The following is a 19,536-nucleotide window of genomic DNA, read 5'->3' as shown; positions in this document are numbered from 1 at the left end:
GGGATAAATAGTAAGCTGAACGACATGGATACTGAATCTATTCTCACAACGGACGTTGCGATTATCGGTGCGGGCGTGGCGGGCGCTTGCGTGGCGCGCGAACTTGATCGCTGGCGGGTTCGCGTCACGGGTCTCGAAGCGGGAAACGATGTGGCGTGCGGTGCAACGCGCGCGAATTCGGGGAGCGTGCATGCCGGCTACGATCCTGCTCCCGGTACGCTCAAGGCGCGGGTCAGTGCACGGGGTTCGCAACGGTTCTCCCGCTGGGCCGATGAATTGGGATTTTCGTATCGTCGGAACGGGTCGATGGTGCTCGCGTTCTCCGACGAGGAGCTGGCCGCGGTGCGTCAGCTGGTCGAGCGGGCTGCCCGAAACGGCATCGAAGGGGTGCGCGAGCTCGATGCGGCTGCCGTGCGCGCGCTCGAGCCCTCCGTCTCGTCGCAGGTTCGCGGCGGCCTACTTGCCGAAACGGGCGCTATATGCGATCCCTACGAGGTGGCGCTGTTCGCTGCCGAGCAGGCGGCTCTGCATGGCGCTGCCTTTCTGTTCGAGCAGAGCGTGACGAGCCTCGATCGCTTGACCGCTGAGGAGCAAGCAGTGGCGGAGCGCGTTGCCGAGCGGCGCAGGCAGGTGCGCCGAAGCGCTGCTCCGTATCGGTACCGCGTGAGCACCGCCGGCGGGCTGACGATGGCGGCGCGCGCGGTGGTGAACGCTGCCGGCGTGTTCTCCGACGAGATCAACAACATGGTCAGCGCCCGCAAGCTGCGCATCGTGGCGCGACGGGGCGAGTACTGCCTGTACGACACGGACAAGGGGTCCGTGTTCTCGCACACCATGTTCCAGGCGCCGTCGTCGGCGGGGAAGGGCGTGCTCGTAACCCCTACGGTGCACGGCAACTTGCTGGTGGGCCCCAACGCCGTGGACCAGGCCGACAAGACCGACGCGTCGACGACGGCCGAAGGCTTGCGGTTCGTGCTGGACGCCGCGCGCAAGACGTGGCCGGAGGCGAACGGGCGCGGCCTCATCACCAACTTCGCCGGCCTTCGCGCGTCGAACGCCGAAGGGTACGACTTCGTGATCGGCCAGCCCGACGATGCCCCGGGGTTCTTCAACGTGGCCTGCTTCGACTCTCCGGGACTCACGTCGGCGCCTGCCGTGGGAGAGCATATCGCGGGCGAGGTCGCCGCGCTGCTGGACGCCCCGGTCAACGAGTCGTTCCGCGCCCGAAGAGAGGCTTGCAAGGCGTTTGCGAACATGGACGAAGCCGAGCGCGCCGCAGCGGTTGCGCGTGATGCCCGCTGGGGCCATGTGGTGTGCCGATGCTGCCAGGTGACCGAAGCGGAATTGGCTGCGGCCCTGCGGGGGCCGTTGCCCGTTCTGTCGCTCGATGCGCTCAAATGGCGCACGCGCGCCATGATGGGCCGTTGCCACGGCGGGTTCTGCTCGCCCGAGATCGCGAAGATCGTCGCGCGCGAAACGGGCGTGACCCCCGATCACCTGGACAAGCGCCTGCCGGGGTCGCCCGTGGTGGCATCGGCGCGCACCGACTACGCGAGCGTCGTGCAGGGCTTCGAGGGCAGCGAAGCTGCGAGCGCTGCGGGCGTCGAGCGTGCGCCCGCTATGGCCCGGGAGTGCGACGTCGCCGTAGTGGGCGGCGGCGCGGCCGGCATTGCGGCGGCGCGCGCGGCGGCGGCGCACGGCGCTCGCGTGGTGCTGATCGATCGCGAGGCGAAGCTGGGCGGCATTCTCAAGCAGTGCGTGCACAACGGATTCGGACTGCATCGGTTCGGCGTGGAGCTGACGGGTCCCGAGTACGCCCAGCGCGAGGCCGATCAGCTTGCCTTGCCGAACGCATCCGGCGTTTGCGTGCTGCGGGACGCTACGGCGACGTCGATCGATGCGCCCCAGGAACAAGCCGACGGGCTGTTCTCGGTTCACGTGGTGGGTCCTCGCGGCGCGTATGCGATCCGTGCTCGGGCCGTGGTTCTGGCAACGGGATCGCGCGAGCGGGGTTTGGGCGCGCTCAACGTGGCAGGGTCGCGTCCGTCCGGCGTGTTCAGCGCGGGCAGCGCCCAGAACTTCATGAACCTGCAAGGGTGCTTGCCGGGAAAGCGCGCGGTCATCTTGGGGTCCGGTGACATCGGGCTCATCATGGCGCGACGGTTGGTTTCGCAAGGGGCCGAGGTAGCGGGCGTCTACGAGCTCATGCCCCATCCGTCGGGGCTTCGTCGCAACGTCGTCCAATGCCTGGACGACTTCGGCATACCGCTGTTCCTGAGCCGCACGGTCACGCGCTTGGAGGGCGAAGGACGGTTGAGCGCCGTGTACGTGTCGGACGTGGATCCCGATACCGTGCAGGTGATTCCCGGTACCGAGCAGCGGGTGGCGTGCGATACGCTGCTTTTGTCGGTGGGGCTGCTTCCCGAAAACGAGCTGGCTCGGACGGCCGGCGTGGAGCTGGACGCCGTCACCGGCGGCGCGCGCGTGGACAGCCGGCTGGAAACCAACGTGGCGGGCTTGTTCTCGTGCGGAAACGCGCTGCACGTGCACGATTTGGCGGACCATGCGTCTGCCGAGGGCGACCTTGCCGGCGCTTCCGCTGCGGCTTACGCGCTTGGCGAGGTCGGCGCGCGCCGCGAGCGCCGGCGCGCGCCGGTGCCCGTGTTGGCCGCTCAGGGCGTGCGCTACGTGGTTCCCCATGCCGTGGACGCGGCGGGTTCCCCGAGCGGCAACGTGGCGCTTTCGCTGCGGGTTTCGCGCTCCGTTCGCAACCCTCGATTCGTCGTGGAGGGAGTCGATGCGCACGGGCGCGCGCATACGGTCAAGCGAGCGAAGACGATGGTCGCCGTGCCTGCCGAGATGGTCCAGATTCCCGTGAGCGCGGCTGAGCTTGTCCGTTGGGAGAGCGTGCGGGTACGCGTCGAGGGCGCAGGCGACGGGGATCGAGCGCTTTCTGTCCCGTCTATGACCGGGGGAGGTGCCGACTGATGCAGTTCGCGACCGACGTTGCCGTGTTCACGTGCATTCGCTGCCCGCTGGGGTGCCCGGTGGAGGTGTCGTTTGCCGAGGATGGAACCGTGGCCGAGGTGTCCGGCCACACGTGCAGGCGCGGAGCCGAGTACGCGGCGCAGGAGGCCGTCAGCCCCGAGCGGATGGTGACCGCGGTGCTTCCCGTTGCGGGCTGTCTGGAGCCGGTGAGCGTGAAGACCGCGCAACCGGTGCCGAAGGACCGCATGGCCGAGGTTCTGGCCGCGCTTGGCGCGCTGCGGCTGGAGGCTCCTGTTTCGGCCGGCGCGGTGCTGATCGAAGATGCTTGCGGCACCGGCGTGGCGGTGATCGCCACGAAAAGCGTGCCGTAACGGCGACGTAAAACGAATTGTCGCCCGAAACGTACGGAATCGAAGGGAAAACCGTGCGTTTCGGGCGACAATGTGTGCGGTGTGCGGGTTAGCGACGCTTGCCGCGTCCGTTGGAGCGCTGCTGGGCAACGTCGGCGCGATGCGCGCGTCCCGGGCGCAGGTCGGCTCCGGTGCGCTTGGGCGAGCCGCTTTGGGTCGGACGCCCGCTGCTCGTGCTGCGCCCGGCGGGCTTGGCGGCGTTGCCGCCGGCGCGCTGAGACTTGGCTTGTCCGGGGTTTTGCCTGTTCGGCTGCGCTCCCTGCGTTCCTGCTGGCTTCTTGCCGCCGCGGCGCTTCGGCCCGCCGGCGTTCGGCGTCGATTCCGTTTGAGCCTGTTCGCGCGCCTTCGCCTTCTTGCGCTCGCGAGCCGCCTGCTCCTTGGCCGCCTGCTTGATCTCCGGGTCTCGGCGGGCGTCGGCGCGCTGCGCCTTGGCAACGGCGTCTTCCTCGGCCTCCTGCATGTCGAACGAGGCGAGCTGCATTTCCGGAATGGGGCGCTTGATGAGCTTTTCGATGTCGCGCAGCGCATCGACGGTTTCGGGGCTGACGAAGGACACCGCGTAACCTGCGGCGCCTGCGCGACCCGTGCGGCCGATGCGGTGCACGTAATCCTCGGGCTGAGTGGGCAGGTCGTAGTTCACCACGTACTCGACTTCCTCCACGTCGATGCCGCGCGCCAGCACGTCGGTGGCCACGAGGATCCCGGTCGTTCCGGCGGCGAAGTTGTCGAGCGCGCGGCGGCGCTGGTTCTGGCTGCGGTCGGAGTGGATGGCCTCGACCGAGTAACCGGCGCGCTTGAGACGTCGGCAGGTGGCGTCAGCGCGGCTGCGGGTGCGGGCGAACACGATGACGCGATCGGCGCCTTTCTCGGCGAGCACGGCTTTGAGCAGCGCCGGCTTCACGGCTTGCGGCACGTGGATGACGTACTGATCCACCGTGTCGGCCGTTTCGCCCTTGTGCGCGATCTCTACGAAAGCGGGGTCGTGCAGCAGCTTTCCCACGCTGTTCTTGATGGATGCGTCGATGGTGGCGCTGAACAGCAGCGTCTGGCGCGTCGTGGGCGTAGCGCCGATGATCTTTCTCATGGCGGGCCAAAAGCCCATGTCCAGCATGCGGTCGGCTTCGTCGAGCACGAGCACTTCCACGTCTCCCAGGCGAACCGCCTGCTGTTCCATGAGGTCCACCAGGCGTCCGGGCGTGGCGATGAGCACGTCAACGCCGTGCTTGAGCTTCTTGATCTGAGGCTCGTAGGACAGGCCGCCCACCACGGTGAGGATGCGATGGTGCGTGGAGGTGGCGATGGCCGTGCACACCTCGCCGATCTGCTGCGCCAGTTCGCGCGTGGGCGTGACCACCAGCATGAGCGGGCCCTGGCCGCCCTTCGCGTGTTCCAGACGGTCGAGGGAGGGCAGCGAGAACGCAGCGGTCTTGCCGGTGCCGGTCTTGGCCGCAGCGATGAGGTCGCGTCCTTCCAGCGCGAGCGGAATGGCCTGTTCCTGAACGGGCGTCGGGGCTTCGTAGCCCAGGCGCGCGACGGCTTCAAGGGCCTGGTCGGACAGGCCGAGTTCGTTGAATTGCAACATGATTCTCCTTAGCGAATGTGTGCGGGCTTGTCGCCCCAGTAGAAATGTAGGAAATGCTTGCGATAGATGGGGTCGTCGCCGTTTTTCGGCGCAGCGGCCAAGCGCAACGTGGCTGCTGCGATGTCGCGGGCCGCGTTCGGCCGCCGCAGGAAGCTTCCGTTGACCAGCATGGCGCGGGCACTGTCGGGGTTCTTCGCGATGTGGCGCAAAGCGTCAAGAAGCTCGCGCGCCGTGGTCACGTGCATGGCCGCGCCGAGCGAGGTGAGCATTTGCACGTTGACCTTCTCTTGGCCGTACGCGCGGCCCAGAAGGATCATCGGCACCTGCGAGCACAGGCATTCCGTCACCGTAAGGCCGCCCGACTTGCAGATGACCAGGTCGCTTGCAGCCATGAGCGCGGCCATTCCCTCTACGTAATCGAGCACCGTGACGTTTTCGATGCTCAGTTCCTGGCACTCTTGGCGAAGATGCCGTGCGTACTCGGCGTCGTTTCCCGCTATGAACACGAAGTGCAGCGTGCCGCTCAGGCTGTGCAGGTAGGGCAGCAGCTTGTCGAGCGCGGTACGGAAGTGCACGTAAGGCTGCGGCAGGTACGCGCCGGCCAGCGCGAGCACGACGCGCTTGTTCTGGGGAAGCCCCAGTCGCTTGCGCGTGGCGACGCGATCGTAGTCGCGGCGGAAATCGTCGCGCGTGGGGATGCCCGTGATGAGGATGCGGTCTTCGGCAACCTTGCGCGGGCGCAGCGTTTCGGCCATGGATTCGTTCGCCACGCAGAACAGGTCGGCGGCGCGATGGGGCCAAAGGCCTTCGGTCTCGTAGTCCGTGGGAACGCAGACGATGGGGAAGCGCTGCCCGGTCAGCATGCGCGCGGCCGTTGCGACGTTGGCTGCGGTGATATGCGTGCAGACCACCGCGATCGGCTGCTTTTTCTCCACGTAGTCGGTGAACGCGCCGTACATGAGATGGTTCCATATAGTTCCGCCGCCCCAAAGAAGGCGGCCGGTCAGCGTGAAGCGCCAGGTGAGGTCGTAGATGGGTCGCGTTGCGCCCGTGAACAGCGATGCCGCCTTGTTTCCGTCGAACACTACGCGGCCGAAATCGAGCACGTCGAGCACTTCGACTTCCAGATCCTCGGGGACCAGGCTGGCGAGCGTCTCGTCGGCTTGGTCGGCATCCGTTCGGACATGGGCGTTTCGCTCGTCGCGCATGAGGTCGAACGCCTGAGCCACGGCGTTCGCGGCGCTACGGTGCCCCGAACCGACGGAGGCGTGCATGACGATGACGAGGGGCTTGCGAGGCTCTTCGGATTCCGGCTCCACCGGGGCGAGTGCAGCGTCGGCTGCCGGCTCCGCTTCGGCTTCGAGCGATTGCCCAGCGCGCGCCTCAAGGGCCTCGTCCGAGGATGCGCCGGGTTTCTCGACGTCCGGCGACGGGGGTGTTGACTTGGTTTCGTTGTCCATGCCGTCTATCATACCGCAAACGGCCGCGCTTCGTTGACGCCGTGGCGCGCAGGAGAAAAAGCCCTGAAATATTCCTCCAAAATTTTCTCTTGCAATTTGAGAAAACCTTTGCAATAATATTCAGGCTGCTTTTCGGAGACGAAAACGCAACCGTCCCCATAGTCTAGAGGTCAGGACGCGGCCCTTTCAAGGCTGAGACACGGGTTCGATTCCCGTTGGGGGCACCATCGTAGATACAGGCAAACCACCTTCCGGGGTGGTTTCCTTTTTTGAACGACAATTCATCGAGCGCGAATCCATCGGGGGTTCGCGCTTTTTCGTGTCGCGCCCATGTTTTCGATCCGGGTTGCCCGCAGGGTCGGGGCGGGACCGCTCGGGCTAGTTCGGGGATTGCGGCTCTGCCGCCGTTTTCGCGGGAAGCAGGTTGGGAAGCTGCGACACCACGACGCCGATCAGGATGACGATCACCCCGAAAAGCTGCAGGGCGTCCACCGACTCGCCAACGAGAACCGCCGAAATGGCGATGCCGCAGGGCAGCTCGGACGAAGCCATGATGGTGGAGAGTCCCGTCGAAAGATGGGGCGTGGCGATGCCGAACAAGATGACGGGGACGAACAGCGCGCACAGCCCCAGCACCAGTCCGTACTTCCAAATGCCCGCCTGAATCGCGCCGCTGGCGAAGTAGTCCGGGCACAGGGCGAATCCGAGCACGCATGCGCCCAGACAGACCACGAGCCCTCGCTGGATAGGCGGAAGGCCGCATCCCACGCGGCTCGAGAAGAACATGAACAGCGCGCAGCTGACGGCGGATCCCAGTCCGCAGAGGATGCCGATCGGATTCAGATCCCCGACCGCGCTCGAGAACATCCCGCTTGCGAAAAGCGTCCCGCCAAGGATGGCGGCTGCGGCCACCAGCTCGGCTGCCTGCGGCTTGCGCCGGGTAACTGCTACCTGGATGACAATGCCGATCCACGTGAATTGGAACAGCATGGTAAGAGCCGCCGAAACCGGAAGCATGGTGAGGGAGAGGTTGTAGAGCACGCACGTGGCGCAGGTGTTCAGGCCCAGTCCCATCAACGACAGGATGCGCTTCGGGGTCAGGGGCGCCGGTTTGCGTCCGCGCCCGAGCGACACGGCAAGCGCGATGGCGAATAGGAGCGTGCCGAACAGGGCCTGGCTTGCCACCGCTTGCGTCCAGGAAAAACCTGCGGCGTACGTCATCTTGACCGTTGCAGCCATGACGCCGTAGCTCGCTCCACCCAGGAATACGAGGGTCGAGTATTTCAAGGTGTTCTTCTGCATGCCGCCATTCTAGCGCATGCAGGGGCGCTCGGGCGCTACAATGACGGCATGCCTTACCAACACATGACATTCGACAACGCGGAAGACGTGCTTTTCGCGATTTCCGAAACGCTCGCTCCGTGGTGCGCCGCAGGGCGCGTGCCCGTGCTGTTGGCGCCGACGCCCGCCGCGGTCCTGCGGTTGCGGCGCGCTCTTGCGGACGGCTCCTGCTCGTTCGGCGTGCGCGTGGAAACCCCCGACTCCTGGGTGGCGGACCAATGGGAGATCTACGGAGACGGGCGCGCCCTCGTGCAGGGCGGGGAGCGCGACCTTCTGATGCAGCGAGCCTGCTTTGAGATGCGGGCACGCGGCAATGCCGTGGAGCCCACGCCGGGCACGGTCTCTCTTTTGGCGGGGCTTGCTCGCGAATCGCTCCCGGCTCTGCTGGATGCGCTTGCGTGCGACGAGCGCCAGCGCGAGCTGAGCGCAGCGCAGCGCGGGGCGCTCGCGGTACTCGGGCGCTACGCCAGCTTGCTCGACGAGCTGTCGCTGTGCGAACGCTCCCAGGCGGCTTGCGCGCTTTCCAGGTGCGATTGCGCGTTCCCTCCGCTTGTTTTGGCGGGATTCGACGACATCGGCCAGGCGTACGGCGAGCTGTTCGACGCGCTTGCCGAGCGGGGCGACGTCGTGCGCCTTGACGACGGGTGCCGTGCGCCGTCGTCGTCGCTTGGCCGTTCGCCCGAATTGACGTCGCTGCTCGACCGGTTGTTCTTGTCGCAGGAGGAGGGTCCGCTCGAGCCGACGGGCGCCGTGCGCTTCCTGTTACCGGCTGGCCGTTATGCGGCTTGCGGGCTGGTGCTCTCGTGCGTGACCGAGGCCGTTGCCGCCGAGCGCGCAGCGGCGCGCGAGGAAGGGCGCGCGCCGCTGCCGGTGGTCGTGTCCGCTCGCGATCCGCGCGCCCTTTTCGACGAGCTGGCGGGTCCTTTGGCTGTCAGCGGGATATGCGCGGCGGCGTCTTCGCGCCGGTCGTTCGCGGATACGGCGTTCGGGCGCTCGTTTCTGGCGCTGTGGGCGTTTGCGAGCGACGATTCTTGTCGCTTGACCCTGGCTTCCGATTTCGCGTTCAGCGCGTTTTCGGGCTTGGGGAGGCGCGCGGCGTGCGAACTCGATGCGGCGTGGCGCGGCGATCGGACAACGGATCGGGAGCGCGTCGTGCGCGATCTGTCGGACGCGAGCGAGGTTGCGGCGTGCGCCCTGGCCGCGCTTCGGCGCGGCGACGTCGACGGTGCGCTTGCGTGCTTCGAGGATCGCCTTCGCCGTCGCATCGATCTTGACGCGTCGTTTCGCTCGGAGCAGCTTGCTGCCGTTTCGGCGGCTCGCTCCTTTGCGGCCGCATGCGCTCGCACCGGCTCCGACGCCTTGGCGGCGCGCCCGCTTCTGGAGCGCGCGACGGTTCGCGCGAGCCTTCGAACGGCGGACCCTTCCTTTGAAGGGAAGCGGCAGCCCGAAGCGGTGTTTCTTTCGCTTGCCGACGTGGCCGAGCGCGCGGCGTGCTCGTGCTCGACGCTTGTGCTGTGCGACATGGACGCGCGTTCCTATCCCGTGCGGGCGAACGAAGACGGTGCGACCTTGCTGCTGGACAAGCTGGGCTTGGGGCGCTGCCGCGATGCGCTGGCGCAAGGTCGCCGGACGTTTTTCCGCGCGCTGTCCTGCGCGCGCTCCGCTGCGGTCTTGGAGCGCCCGCTCAACACCGAGGACGCGGACGAGGCGTACCCTGCGGTTATGTACGAGGAACTGCTCGATTGCTACCGGGCGTCCGACGGTCGGGACGGGGCCTCGGATCGCGCCACGGGACTTCCTTGCAGCCTTGTTCCGCATGCGCGCGGCGCGGGAGAGGAGGCGCTGCACGCGAACCTCGCGCCCCGGCCGGCGGGCGATGCTCGAAAGCCGTTGGCGTGGCCTGTCCCCGCTTCCGGCGAGGTGTCCGAGCCCCTGCGTTCGCACATCGTGGTTCCGCGGGGCGCGGGCGGCGACGACCGACCGGCCCTTTCGCCGTCTGCTCTGGAAAGCTATCTGGAGTGCCCGTACAAATGGTTCGCTCTGCGCCGGTTGCGCCTGTCGGAGCCTGACGCGGGGTTCGGGCCGCTTGAGATGGGCAGCTTCTCTCACGGGGTGCTCAAAAGCTTCTACGAGCGCTTCCGCGAAGCGGGCAACGCTAAAGTGACCCAGGACAACCTGGCGCGCGCACGGGAGCTTCTGGGCGCTACGTTCGACCGGCACCTGGGCTTTCAACGCGAGCTCAAGCGCAACCGCAATCCGCTGATCCCCCGGACGAAGTTCGAGGAATCGGAAGTGGCCGATCTGCGCAAAAGGCTGCTGGGCTACCTTGATCGGGAGGCGCTTCTGCTTCCCGGCTTCAAGCCGACCTGCTTCGAGCTCGATTTCGGCGAGGCCGAGCCGTTCGCGTACGCGGGATGCCTGCTGCGCGGCAGCATCGACCGCATTGACGTGAACGATCGAGGTCAAGCGGTGGTCATCGACTACAAGGGGTCGCTCACGGGCGATTACGCGCTCGCGTCAGCGTCGGAGGCGGCGCAGGCGGGCGGAGCCGTGCTCCCGCACAAGATTCAGTCGCTTGCGTACGCGCAGGTTGCGCGACGTTCGCTGGGCTTGGATGTTGTGGGCGCTCTGTACGTGTCGTACGGAAAGGCGGCTCGCGTGGCGGGCGCCGTGGACCGCAGCGTCGTGGGCGAGTCGGATGTTCCGGGGCTTGACATGCAGGCGTGCGGCGTTCCGGGCCCGGCGGGAGAGGCTGTGGGCGCGGCGACGTTCCAGGAGCTTCTTGACGTGGTGGAGCAGCGTATCGAAGCGGCTGTTCGCACGCTTTCCCGCGGGGATATAGCGCCTGATCCGCGTGGCGAAGACCCCTGCGGCCATTGTCCGGTCCTCACGTGCGAAAGGAGGCGTTGATCCATGGACTTGCGTACCTGCACGCCCGGTCAGCGCGAAAGCATCGAGCACGTGAAAGGACCGTTGCTCGTGTCTGCGGGGGCGGGATCGGGCAAGACCTTCACGCTCACGCAGCGCATTGCGTACGCGCTGCTGCCGGAAAGCGGGCCGGCAGCCGGCGGCGTGGACGAAGTGCTGGCCATCACGTTCACCGAGAAGGCGGCGGCTGAGATCAAAGCGCGCGTCAAGCGCACCTTGCGCACGGAAGGCCTGGTCGAAGAAGCGCTCAAAGTGGACGGAGCCTGGATATCCACCATTCACGGCATGTGCGCGCGCATCCTGCGCACCCATGCGCTCGATTTGGGGATAGACCCTGCATTTGGCATTGTGGGGGACGCGGAGCGCGCGGATCTGGTGGCCGACGCCATCGACGCGGCGCTCGGCGACGACAACGACATCATCGCGCGCGGGTCTTATGCGGCGCTGTTCGACGAGTATCCCGCGCGGTCGTCCTTGCCCTCGGCTCCGTCGGTGGCCTCCATGCTGGCGACGTTGCTGGACAAAGCCGCCAGCATGCGCGGAGGCCTTGACGCCGTGGACTTCGGACCCGAGCCCGCATGCGCGTCTGCGCTTGCGCGCGAGCTTCTGCTCGCGTACGAAACGGTGCAGCCCGCCCTCGAGCAGGCGGGCGGCAGCGCTACGGCCGAGCGTGCGCGCGGGCAGGCCGCGGACGCGATCGAGGCCCTTCAGGCATTTCTTTGCCGCTACGGCTCCGTTGCGGGGCCTGCCGCCGGAGCGGACAACATAGCGGCCCTGCGCGCGCTGGCGGGCGCGCTCGAAGGGTGCCCGCGCATCGGGGGCAATTTCAAGGCTACCGTGAAAGAGGCGGTCAAAGCGTACCAGGCCGTGTACGAGGACGCGGCTCGGCAGATCGCGCTGGGGCTGGCTTTCCCGTTGGCGGCCGACCTCAAAGAGCTTGCGCGCGAGGTGTCGCTGCGCTACGAGCAATCCAAGCAGGCGCTGTGCAAGCTGGACAACGACGATCTGCTCACGCGCACGCTGGCTGCGTTCGAGCAGCATCCCGACATCGCTCGCCGTTACGAGGACCGCTTCAAGCTGGTCATGGTGGACGAGTTCCAGGATACCAGCCAGTTGCAGATCGACATGATCGCGCGCCTGTCCGGCCCGCGCTTCGCCCACCTGTGCACGGTCGGGGACGCGCAGCAGTCCATCTACCGGTTCCGCGGAGCCGACGTGAACGTGTACGAGGCCCACAAACGCGTCATGCGCTCGGCCGACGTGAATGCGCTCTACGTGGAGCTTGCCAAGAATTTCCGCAGTCACGCCGACGTGCTCTCGTTCGTGGATCGCGTGTTCGAGCAGCCCCAGGTCTTCGGCGACGCGTTCATGTCGCTCGAACCCCACGATGCGCGCCCGTCGCGTTACCGGGGAAGCGCACCGCGCATCGACCTGGTGCTGGCCGTGCAGCCGGCGGGGCGCGGCACGGGCGTGGGCATCGACGACGTCAAGCGCGCCGGTGCGCGGGAGATCGCCCGACGCTTCGCGTCTTTGCGCGAGGACGGGCATGCTCCGGGCGACATGGTGGTGCTGTTGGGCAAGATGAGCCGTGCGGGCGTGTACGCCGAAGCGCTGCGCGCCGAGGGCTTCGAATGCGTGGTGACGGGCGGATCGCAGTTCGCTTCGGCGCCTGAGGTTCGCGTGGTGGCGCGACTGCTGGAGGCGCTTGCGAATCCGGCGAACACCGCTGCTCTGTTCGAGGTGCTGACAAGCGACATGGTTCGTCTTTCGGCCGACGATTTTTTGGAGCTGGCTACCGAGGAGGACCCGGATACGGGCAGGGTGCGCCGTCGCGACCTCGATCGGGGCTTCGCGCGGTTGGCTTCCCGCTCGGACGAGCTTGTTCCCCGGCTGGCCCATGCCGTGCGGCTCTTCGACCGCGCGCAGCGTTTGGCGCGGGTCCTTCCCGCGTCCGCCGTGGTGCGCGACGCCGTGGTTCGAAGCGGCTGGATGGCGCGCCTCGAAGAGCAGGGGGCCGTGGGAACGGCATGCGCGGCCAACGTGCTGAAGGCCGTTCGCCTCATAGAGTCCGTGGAGGCCGAGCACCATGCCGGCCTGGCTTCGACGGCCCGCATCTTCGCCGGAGAGCTGTCGGTTGGCTTGAAGGAGTCGCCCGGCGCCCTGTCCGGCGCTGGCGGCGACGTGGTGAAGATCATGACCATTCACGCCTCGAAGGGCCTCGAGTTCCCCATCGTGGCGCTTGCGGACTTCGCCGACGGGCGCGCGGGCGCGGGCAAGCTGCTGGTGGAGGCTTGCGGGTCCGTGGCGCGGGCTTCGCTTGCTCCCGGCGCATCTTTGGATGCGTTCGAGCAGGTGAAGAGCCGGTCCAAGATGTCGCTTGCGGGCGACTTGGAGGAAAGCGCCGACCTTGACGCGGCCCGCGCGTTGGTCGAGGGCGGCGGGTTCGCGTGCGCCGAGGGCCGAAGCGGCTCGTGCACGCAGTCCGCCTACCGCGCGACGCTCGCGCAGCGCGCGGCGGACGAAGAGCTGGCCGAAGCGCGCCGCAAGCTGTACGTGGGGCTTACGCGCGCAAGCGAATCCCTTGTGGTTGTTATGGACGCGAAGGCTCCATCGGCGGGCAAGCCGCCTGCGTACGCGGCTCTCGTAGACGACGTGCGCAGCGCGTTGTGCGGCGTCGCCGACTTCCCCGAAGGATCGGCGCAGCTTCCGTATGGCGGAAGCGAGCCCGCGCGGTTCGAGCGGGTGCTCGTGCAGCCGGATGCCTTGGAAGAGGGCGCTTTGCGGGATCGGCCCGAGCAAGCCGTCTTCGTCGTGCCGTCGCCGCCCGTCGACGCACCTGCGTGCGAGCCGTGGAGCGCCGGGCGCGGCGACGTCTTCTCCTATTCGGCCTTGGCTCGGGAAGGCGAGCCGACGGCCCCGGCTCTTCCTGCATCGGAGCGCTCGGGCTTGGGCGATGGGGACGTTTGTCCCGACGGCAAGCTGATGCGGGAAGATGGGGACGCGACCGAACGGTCGCTCGACGCCGATAAGGCTACGGGGCTGGGCAGCGCGTTTCACCGTGCGGCCCAGTTCGCCGTCGAAACCGGCCGCGTTCCCGACGAAGCCCGCCTGAACGTCTTCGCCGCCGCCTTCGGACTGACGCCTTGCCAGAAGGAGCGCTTGCGCTCTGCGTGCGCCTGCTGGTTTGGCAGCTTCACGTACGCCGAGGCTTCCTCCTGGCCGCTTCGCCGCGCCGAGGTGCCGTTCTTCGAGCGCGTGGGGGAGGGCTTTCTCGAAGGCGAGATCGATCTTTTGTGCACGGACGGGCCCGAGGGCGCCGCGCGCCGCGCGCTGGTGGTCGACTACAAGACGGGCGGCAGGGACGAAGAGCCGCTCGATCTGGTGCGGGAGCGGCATCTGCTTCAAGCGCAGTGCTACGCGTACGCCCTGCTTTGCCAGGGGTATCGCGATGTGGAGCTGAGGTTCGTGCGCGTTGAGCGCGCGGATGCGCAGGGGCAGCCGCAGGAGGTCTCATACCGCTTCTCGGCCAAGGACCGAAGCGATCTTGCGCAAGCGGTGCTTTCTGTACGGGGATGAGCGGCGGTTGTCGCGAACTGCTTCGGGCGCGACGGGCGTTTTTCAAGCCCGAAGCAGTTTCGGCAAAGCTCTAGTATGGCAGGAAGTCCGCCTGAAAACCATGACTAAAAAACTAATATAATATTTGCTACGATAAGGCGGCTCGGCGGCGTTCGAAGGGAGAGATGCAGCGGTCTTGATCGACGAGCGCCCCGAGCCTCTATGCCTGGCGGTTGCGGCGTCCCAGGCGCTCGTAGGCCGCCGTCACCTGCAGTTCGTACTCCTTGCGGGTGCCTTTGACCACGGTGTCCAGAATAAGGCCGCTTGCAAAGGCCAGGATGCCCACGAACACGAGCGCCACCGCCAAGAGCGCGGAGGGAAGCTTGGGAACAAGACCCGTTTGCGCGAACTCCACGATGACCGGCACGCCTGCAATGAGTCCCAGGACGCAGAACAGCAGGGCCAGCCAGCTGAACAGGGCCAGCGGGCGGTAATCTTTGAACAGGGACAAGATCATGAGCAGCACCTTCATGCCGTCGGAGAAGGTGTTGAGCTTCGACTCCGACCCCTCGGGCCGGTCGCGGTAGTCGATGGGCACCTCGACGATGCGCCAGCGCTTGTCCACGGCGTGAATGGAGAGCTCCGTTTCGATCTCGAAGCCGGGGGAGAGCACCGGCATGGTTTTCGCGAACACGGCGTTGTAGGCGCGATACCCGGTCATGACGTCCGAGAACTTGAACCCGTAGATCCACTTGATGAGCACGCGCACCAGATCGTTGCCGAATCCGTGGAAGGCGCGATCGTTCTCTTCGCCGTAGGTGCCGTTGGACAGGCGGTCGCCCACGGTCATGTCGGCTTCGTCGTTCATGAGCGGGGCGAGCAGCGCGGGTGCGGCTTCTGCCGGGTACGTGTCGTCGCCGTCCACCATGAGGTAGTAGTCCGCATCGATGTCGCGCATCATCTGGCGCACGACGTTTCCCTTGCCCTGTCGGCGCTCGGTGCGCACGATGGCTCCGTGCTCGCGCGCGATGGCGGCCGTGTCGTCGGAGGAATTGTTGTCGTACACGTAAATGTCGGCGTCCGGCAGGACGCGCTTGAAGTCGTCGACCACCTTTCCGATGGTCACGGCTTCGTTGTAGCAGGGGATGAGCACGGCTACGGTTGCGCGCTCGGCGGTCGTCTGGGTGGCGGTGTTTTGCTGCACGGTCTTCTCCTCGGTTGAATTGTCGATCATCCTACCCGAAACCATCGCGGCGCGCCAGATGCCCTTGTGATTCTCCGGATGAAACACGGTTGGCAAGCTGTTTCCCAACAGTAAGGTAGCGCGGGGTTCTGCGTGCTAGAATGCGGAAACTCTCAACGATTCCGATAGGTGGCGTATTTCCTCATGGAGCTGCTTAAACGCTCGAGCGAACGCAGGGGCGTCGCCCTCTTGGCCCTCGCCCTGGTTCTTGTGCTCGCGTGCTCTCTTGCATATACGGTCGTGTCTTCGCGCTCGGCTACGGATGCGGCCATTCGGTCCGTGAGCGAGGTGTACCTTGAGGAGTTGAGCGACCGCGTGGCCGCTCATTACGAGGCCAGCATCGAGAGCAAGTTCGCCCAGCTTGACACGTTGGGCACCTCGCTCGACCTCCTTCGCCCCGAAACCGCGGATCAGGTGGCCGCCGTGCTTGCCGACCAGCAGCAAAACGACCAGTACCTTTCTCTTGCGCTTCGAGCCAGCGATGGAAGCTACTGCACCGCGCAAGGGGCTTGCGACAGCCTTGCCGCGGGTACCGCCGCTACGCAGAGCATTTCAGAGCTGCGCACCTACGACAGCGGGTCCATCACGATCATGCGCGACGACGCGGTGATCTTGGTTGACGCCATACCTCCCATCACCTGCGGTTCGGTCACGTACACGATGGCCATCGCCAGCTTCGACGCTTCCCGGCTGTTCGATCGGATCGACTTCGGCATGACGAACGGGCGCTCGCGGTCGAGCGTGATCACGACGGACGGAACCTGCATTATCGGAGGCGACCCGGGTGGCTTGGAGGACGGGAGCAACCTGTTCGACCAGCTGGGCAGCTTTTCCAGCCTGGAGGACGGTTACGGTATCGACGATGTGCGCGAGGCCGTGCAGAACGGGCGGTCGTGCCTTGTGCCGTTCACGTCCGCCGAAGGATCGGGGCACCGCTACCTGTACTTGAAGCCCATGGAGGGCGGCGACACGTACCTGTGCACCACCATGCTCTACGGGGCGGTGGACGACAGCATTGCGTCTTTGAGCGACGTGCTGCAGCAAAACGCCGTGATCATGGGCGGCGCGCTGGCGCTGGCCGTCGGGTCGATCTTCTTGGTGTACTATCTGCTAGCGCGCCGGAACACGCGCTTGCTGGCCGACGAGAAGGCGCGCGCGGAAAGCGCGCTCGACCAGGCGCAACGCGCGAACCAGGCGAAAAGCGAGTTCCTTTCGCGCATGTCCCACGAGATCCGCACGCCGATGAACGGCATCATGGGCATGACCTCTATCGCGCTCGAGCACATGGGCGACGACGAGAAGGTGCGCGTTTGCCTGGAAAAAGTCACCATGTCCTCGCGCCACCTGATGGCGCTCATCAACGACATTTTGGATATGAGCAAGATCGAAAGCGGCAAGATCGAGATCAAAGACGAACCGTTCGATTTCCGCGCGTTCGCAAGCGCGCTCACGGCCGTGTTCGAAGAGCAGGCCGCCGAAAACGGGGTGAACTACGCCACGCGCGAATCCGGCGATCTGCCCGATTTCGCCACGGGAGACGTGTTGCGGCTGAACCAGATTGCGTACAACCTGGTGGGCAACGCCTTCAAATTCACCCCCGAAGGCGGCAGCGTGACCTTGCTGATCGAGCGGATGACGGGCCCTGAAGACCGTTCTTCGGGGCTTCTGGCGCAGGAGGGTCCTGACGATAGCGCTTCGGGACGTTCCCGCGCTGCTTGCGACGACGCTCTATGGGTGCGGTTCTCGGTCATCGACACGGGCTGCGGCATCGGGCCGGAGCATTTCGAGAGCATATTCTCGCTGTTCGAGCAGGGAGACCCCTGCACGGCTCGGGCGCATGGCGGAACGGGGCTTGGCCTTGCCATCACGAAGCGGTTCGCCGAGATGATGGGGGGTCGCGTGGGGCTTCGGAGCACGCTGGGGAAGGGGTCGGTGTTCACGGTCGAGCTTCCGCTGGGCCAGGCGTCCGGGAAGGGGTCGGCTTCGTCCTCGGTTGACAGCGGGCTTTCGGAATCTTCGTCGTACGACTTCGGCGGCGCGCGGGTGCTGGTGGCGGAAGACAACGAGCTGAACCGCGAGATCGCCATCGAGATTCTGTCGATGGCGGGCGCGTGCGCGGTCACGGCCGAAACGGGCGCTCGCGCGGTTTCCGTGTTCGCCGAATCCGAGGCGGGCTACTTCGACCTTGTGTTGATGGACGTGCAGATGCCCGAGATGGACGGATACGAGGCCACCCGCGCCATTCGCGAGCTCGACCGCCCCGACGCTCGTTGCATTCCCATTCTTGCCATGACCGCCAATGCTTTCGTGGAGGACGAGGAGCGCAGCCGACTGAGCGGAATGGACGGACATCTGAGCAAGCCGCTTGATATCCGCCGGGTTTATGCCACAATGGACAAGTTTTTGAAGAGGGCGCGTAAAGAAGGCGGCGCGGCAACCTAGGCTGGTCCCGGCTCTTGCGAGACGCGGCCCTGGCGGACGGAAGGACGGCGGAACGTGAAGAAGCTGATCGCTCAGATCATGAAGTTCGGCGTGGTGGGCGTGATCGCCTTCGTCATAGATTACGGCTTGCTGGCCCTGCTCACCGAGGCGTTCGGCATCAACTATCTGGTAAGCGCCACCGTTTCGTTCACGGTGTCCGTGGTGTTCAACTACGTGGCCTCCATGCGCTATGTGTTCAAGCATAAAGAAGGCATGAGCCGTCGTCGAGAGTTCGTCATATTCGTGGTCTTGTCGGTGATAGGCTTGGGCATCAACAACTTCTGCATGTGGGCGGGCGTTGAGCTTTTGGGCGTGCACTACCTGGTGGTGAAGATAGGCGCCACGTTCGTCGTGATGGTGTGGAACTTCGTCACGCGCAAGAAGTTCCTCGACGCCGGCGACGAGCCTGGCGAGATCCTGTCCGACGTGGAGTGAGGCGCGCCCGCGCGGCGGGTTGCGGAAAACGAAAAAGGCCAGGCACGTGGCCTGACCCGATGATTCAACTGGTGCCCTTGACAGGATTCGAACCTGCGGCTTTCTGCTCCGGAGGCAGACGCTCTATCCCCTGAGCTACAAGGGCACGTTTGTCCTGTTCAGAAGTACAAAACCAGTGAAATCATCCTGCTCTTTCGAGGGATGACCACCTGTCCGGCATCCAGGCATCCTGCCTAATTCCACATGCCGTCAGTACCTCATAATCGAACTTTTACATGATAGCAGTTTGTCAGCACTCTTCAAGGCAGAAAAATAGTCGGCATCCACTTTGCACTTTGCACGCCGATTTCCCCTAGCGTCCTCAACCGTGCGGCGGTACTTGTCTCAAGGGTAAAACGACACTCGTTCCGCTCTAAGAGCTTTGGAGACTTAATGCAATTCGCCTATAGGTTCGAGTCGATAACATCCATGTCGTACCAGCTGAACAAAAGGCCGCGTCCCGATTTGTGGTGCATCAAGGGCCATCGCTGGAATCGCCGGCCACCCCTGCTCGATGAATGCTGCCCTTGCTCGCCCTCGGGGTCAATCGCCGCCGAGATTATCTCGACGGCGGCCTGCCTTGCAGCGAGCATGGACTCCTCGCTCGGCGTCGATCCCTCGGCTCTTCTCCATGCGTGGGCAGGCAACGGCTTCGAGATGACGCAGCTCACCGACCGCTCCTCGTCGGCCTCGATGAGCACCGCGCCCGCCAAGCGGATGAGGGACTCGCGCGAAGGGAAGCCCTGCACGACGTTGGTGCGCCGCTTGATCTCGCGGTCGGCCCGCTCCTGCACGTTGTCGGTGCGGATCTTGGTCCTGTGCGACACGGGGAAGGCCGGGTAGGCGAGAGCCTCCTCCGCCTCCAGCAGGACCCCGCCCGCCGACGGCGACGGCTTCGTGTTTTTGATAGCTTTTATTTTTAGGAAATCACGGGATAAAAGTTTCGGGTTTCACGACGATTGTTTCGCCTCATAAGCAAAGGCGCCGACCACCTCCAACGGATGGCCTAACTTAGTCATTGCTTCGGTAATCGACTCAAGGAGGCCGGAAAGGAAATGATCGGCATGTCAACTA

10 protein-coding genes, 2 tRNA genes and 1 pseudogene are annotated in these 19,536 nt (G+C 65.7%); 7 read left to right on the top strand and 6 right to left on the bottom strand.

What is annotated here, in order from left to right; translation table 11 throughout:
- Positions 1-24: 24 nt before the first annotated feature.
- Together ACMNI9_RS04850 and ACMNI9_RS04845 are read left to right on the top strand one after the other, a co-directional pair.
- Complete coding sequence (locus ACMNI9_RS04850) at positions 25-2,988, top strand: FAD-dependent oxidoreductase (protein WP_418831069.1); 2,964 nt, start codon at positions 25-27, stop codon at positions 2,986-2,988.
- On the top strand, positions 2,988-3,359 hold the full coding sequence (locus ACMNI9_RS04845; protein WP_418831068.1) for a DUF1667 domain-containing protein: 372 nt from the start codon (positions 2,988-2,990) through the stop codon (positions 3,357-3,359). The genes ACMNI9_RS04850 and ACMNI9_RS04845 overlap by 1 nt, the downstream gene beginning before the upstream one ends.
- Positions 3,360-3,447: 88 nt before the next feature.
- Here the strand turns inward: ACMNI9_RS04845 and ACMNI9_RS04840 are convergent, their stop codons facing one another.
- Both ACMNI9_RS04840 and ACMNI9_RS04835 read right to left on the bottom strand, forming a co-directional pair.
- Entirely contained in the window at positions 3,448-4,980 is a 1,533-nt protein-coding gene (locus ACMNI9_RS04840; protein ID WP_114567436.1) for a DEAD/DEAH box helicase, read from the bottom strand.
- Between the two features lie 8 nt (positions 4,981-4,988).
- The gene (locus ACMNI9_RS04835) at positions 4,989-6,440 is read right to left on the bottom strand and encodes a glycosyltransferase (RefSeq protein ID WP_418831066.1); all 1,452 of its coding nucleotides are present in this window, start codon (positions 6,438-6,440) and stop codon (positions 4,989-4,991) included.
- Positions 6,441-6,592: 152 nt separating this feature from the next.
- On the opposite strand from ACMNI9_RS04835, the gene ACMNI9_RS04830 reads away from it, so the two are divergent.
- A tRNA-Glu gene (locus ACMNI9_RS04830) sits at positions 6,593-6,667 on the top strand.
- A 151-nt stretch (positions 6,668-6,818) separates the two neighbouring features.
- Here ACMNI9_RS04830 and ACMNI9_RS04825 read toward each other — a convergent pair.
- The gene (locus tag ACMNI9_RS04825) at positions 6,819-7,742 is read right to left on the bottom strand and encodes an EamA family transporter (protein ID WP_418831065.1); all 924 of its coding nucleotides are present in this window, start codon (positions 7,740-7,742) and stop codon (positions 6,819-6,821) included.
- 63 nt (positions 7,743-7,805) lie between these two features.
- On the opposite strand from ACMNI9_RS04825, the gene ACMNI9_RS04820 reads away from it, so the two are divergent.
- Positions 7,806-10,691 carry a PD-(D/E)XK nuclease family protein gene (locus ACMNI9_RS04820; protein WP_418831063.1) on the top strand — a complete coding sequence of 962 codons (2,886 nt, stop codon included), beginning with the start codon at positions 7,806-7,808 and terminating at the stop codon, positions 10,689-10,691.
- A 3-nt stretch (positions 10,692-10,694) separates the two neighbouring features.
- The gene (locus ACMNI9_RS04815) at positions 10,695-14,285 is read left to right on the top strand and encodes a UvrD-helicase domain-containing protein (RefSeq protein ID WP_418831061.1); all 3,591 of its coding nucleotides are present in this window, start codon (positions 10,695-10,697) and stop codon (positions 14,283-14,285) included.
- Positions 14,286-14,484: 199 nt separating this feature from the next.
- Here the strand turns inward: ACMNI9_RS04815 and ACMNI9_RS04810 are convergent, their stop codons facing one another.
- Positions 14,485-15,468, bottom strand: a complete 984-nt coding sequence (locus tag ACMNI9_RS04810; protein ID WP_216529891.1) for a glycosyltransferase family 2 protein — start codon at positions 15,466-15,468, stop codon at positions 14,485-14,487.
- A 183-nt stretch (positions 15,469-15,651) separates the two neighbouring features.
- Between ACMNI9_RS04810 and ACMNI9_RS04805 the strand changes: the two genes are divergently transcribed.
- Positions 15,652-17,949 carry an ATP-binding protein gene (locus ACMNI9_RS04805; protein ID WP_418831060.1) on the top strand — a complete coding sequence of 766 codons (2,298 nt, stop codon included), beginning with the start codon at positions 15,652-15,654 and terminating at the stop codon, positions 17,947-17,949.
- A 54-nt stretch (positions 17,950-18,003) separates the two neighbouring features.
- Complete coding sequence (locus ACMNI9_RS04800) at positions 18,004-18,423, top strand: GtrA family protein (protein ID WP_114567432.1); 420 nt, start codon at positions 18,004-18,006, stop codon at positions 18,421-18,423.
- 69 nt (positions 18,424-18,492) lie between these two features.
- Here ACMNI9_RS04800 and ACMNI9_RS04795 read toward each other — a convergent pair.
- Both ACMNI9_RS04795 and ACMNI9_RS04790 read right to left on the bottom strand, forming a co-directional pair.
- A tRNA-Arg gene (locus ACMNI9_RS04795) sits at positions 18,493-18,568 on the bottom strand.
- A gap of 567 nt (positions 18,569-19,135) precedes the next feature.
- Positions 19,136-19,346, bottom strand: a pseudogene (locus ACMNI9_RS04790) (transposase); the annotation flags it as partial.
- Between the last annotated feature and the right edge of the window lie 190 nt (positions 19,347-19,536).

Source organism: Paraeggerthella sp. (assembly GCF_048427265.1).
GTDB classification, from domain to species: domain Bacteria; phylum Actinomycetota; class Coriobacteriia; order Coriobacteriales; family Eggerthellaceae; genus Paraeggerthella; species Paraeggerthella hominis.
Note: the sequence above shows the minus strand (reverse complement) of the source record. Positions and strands in the feature narration are given on the sequence as shown.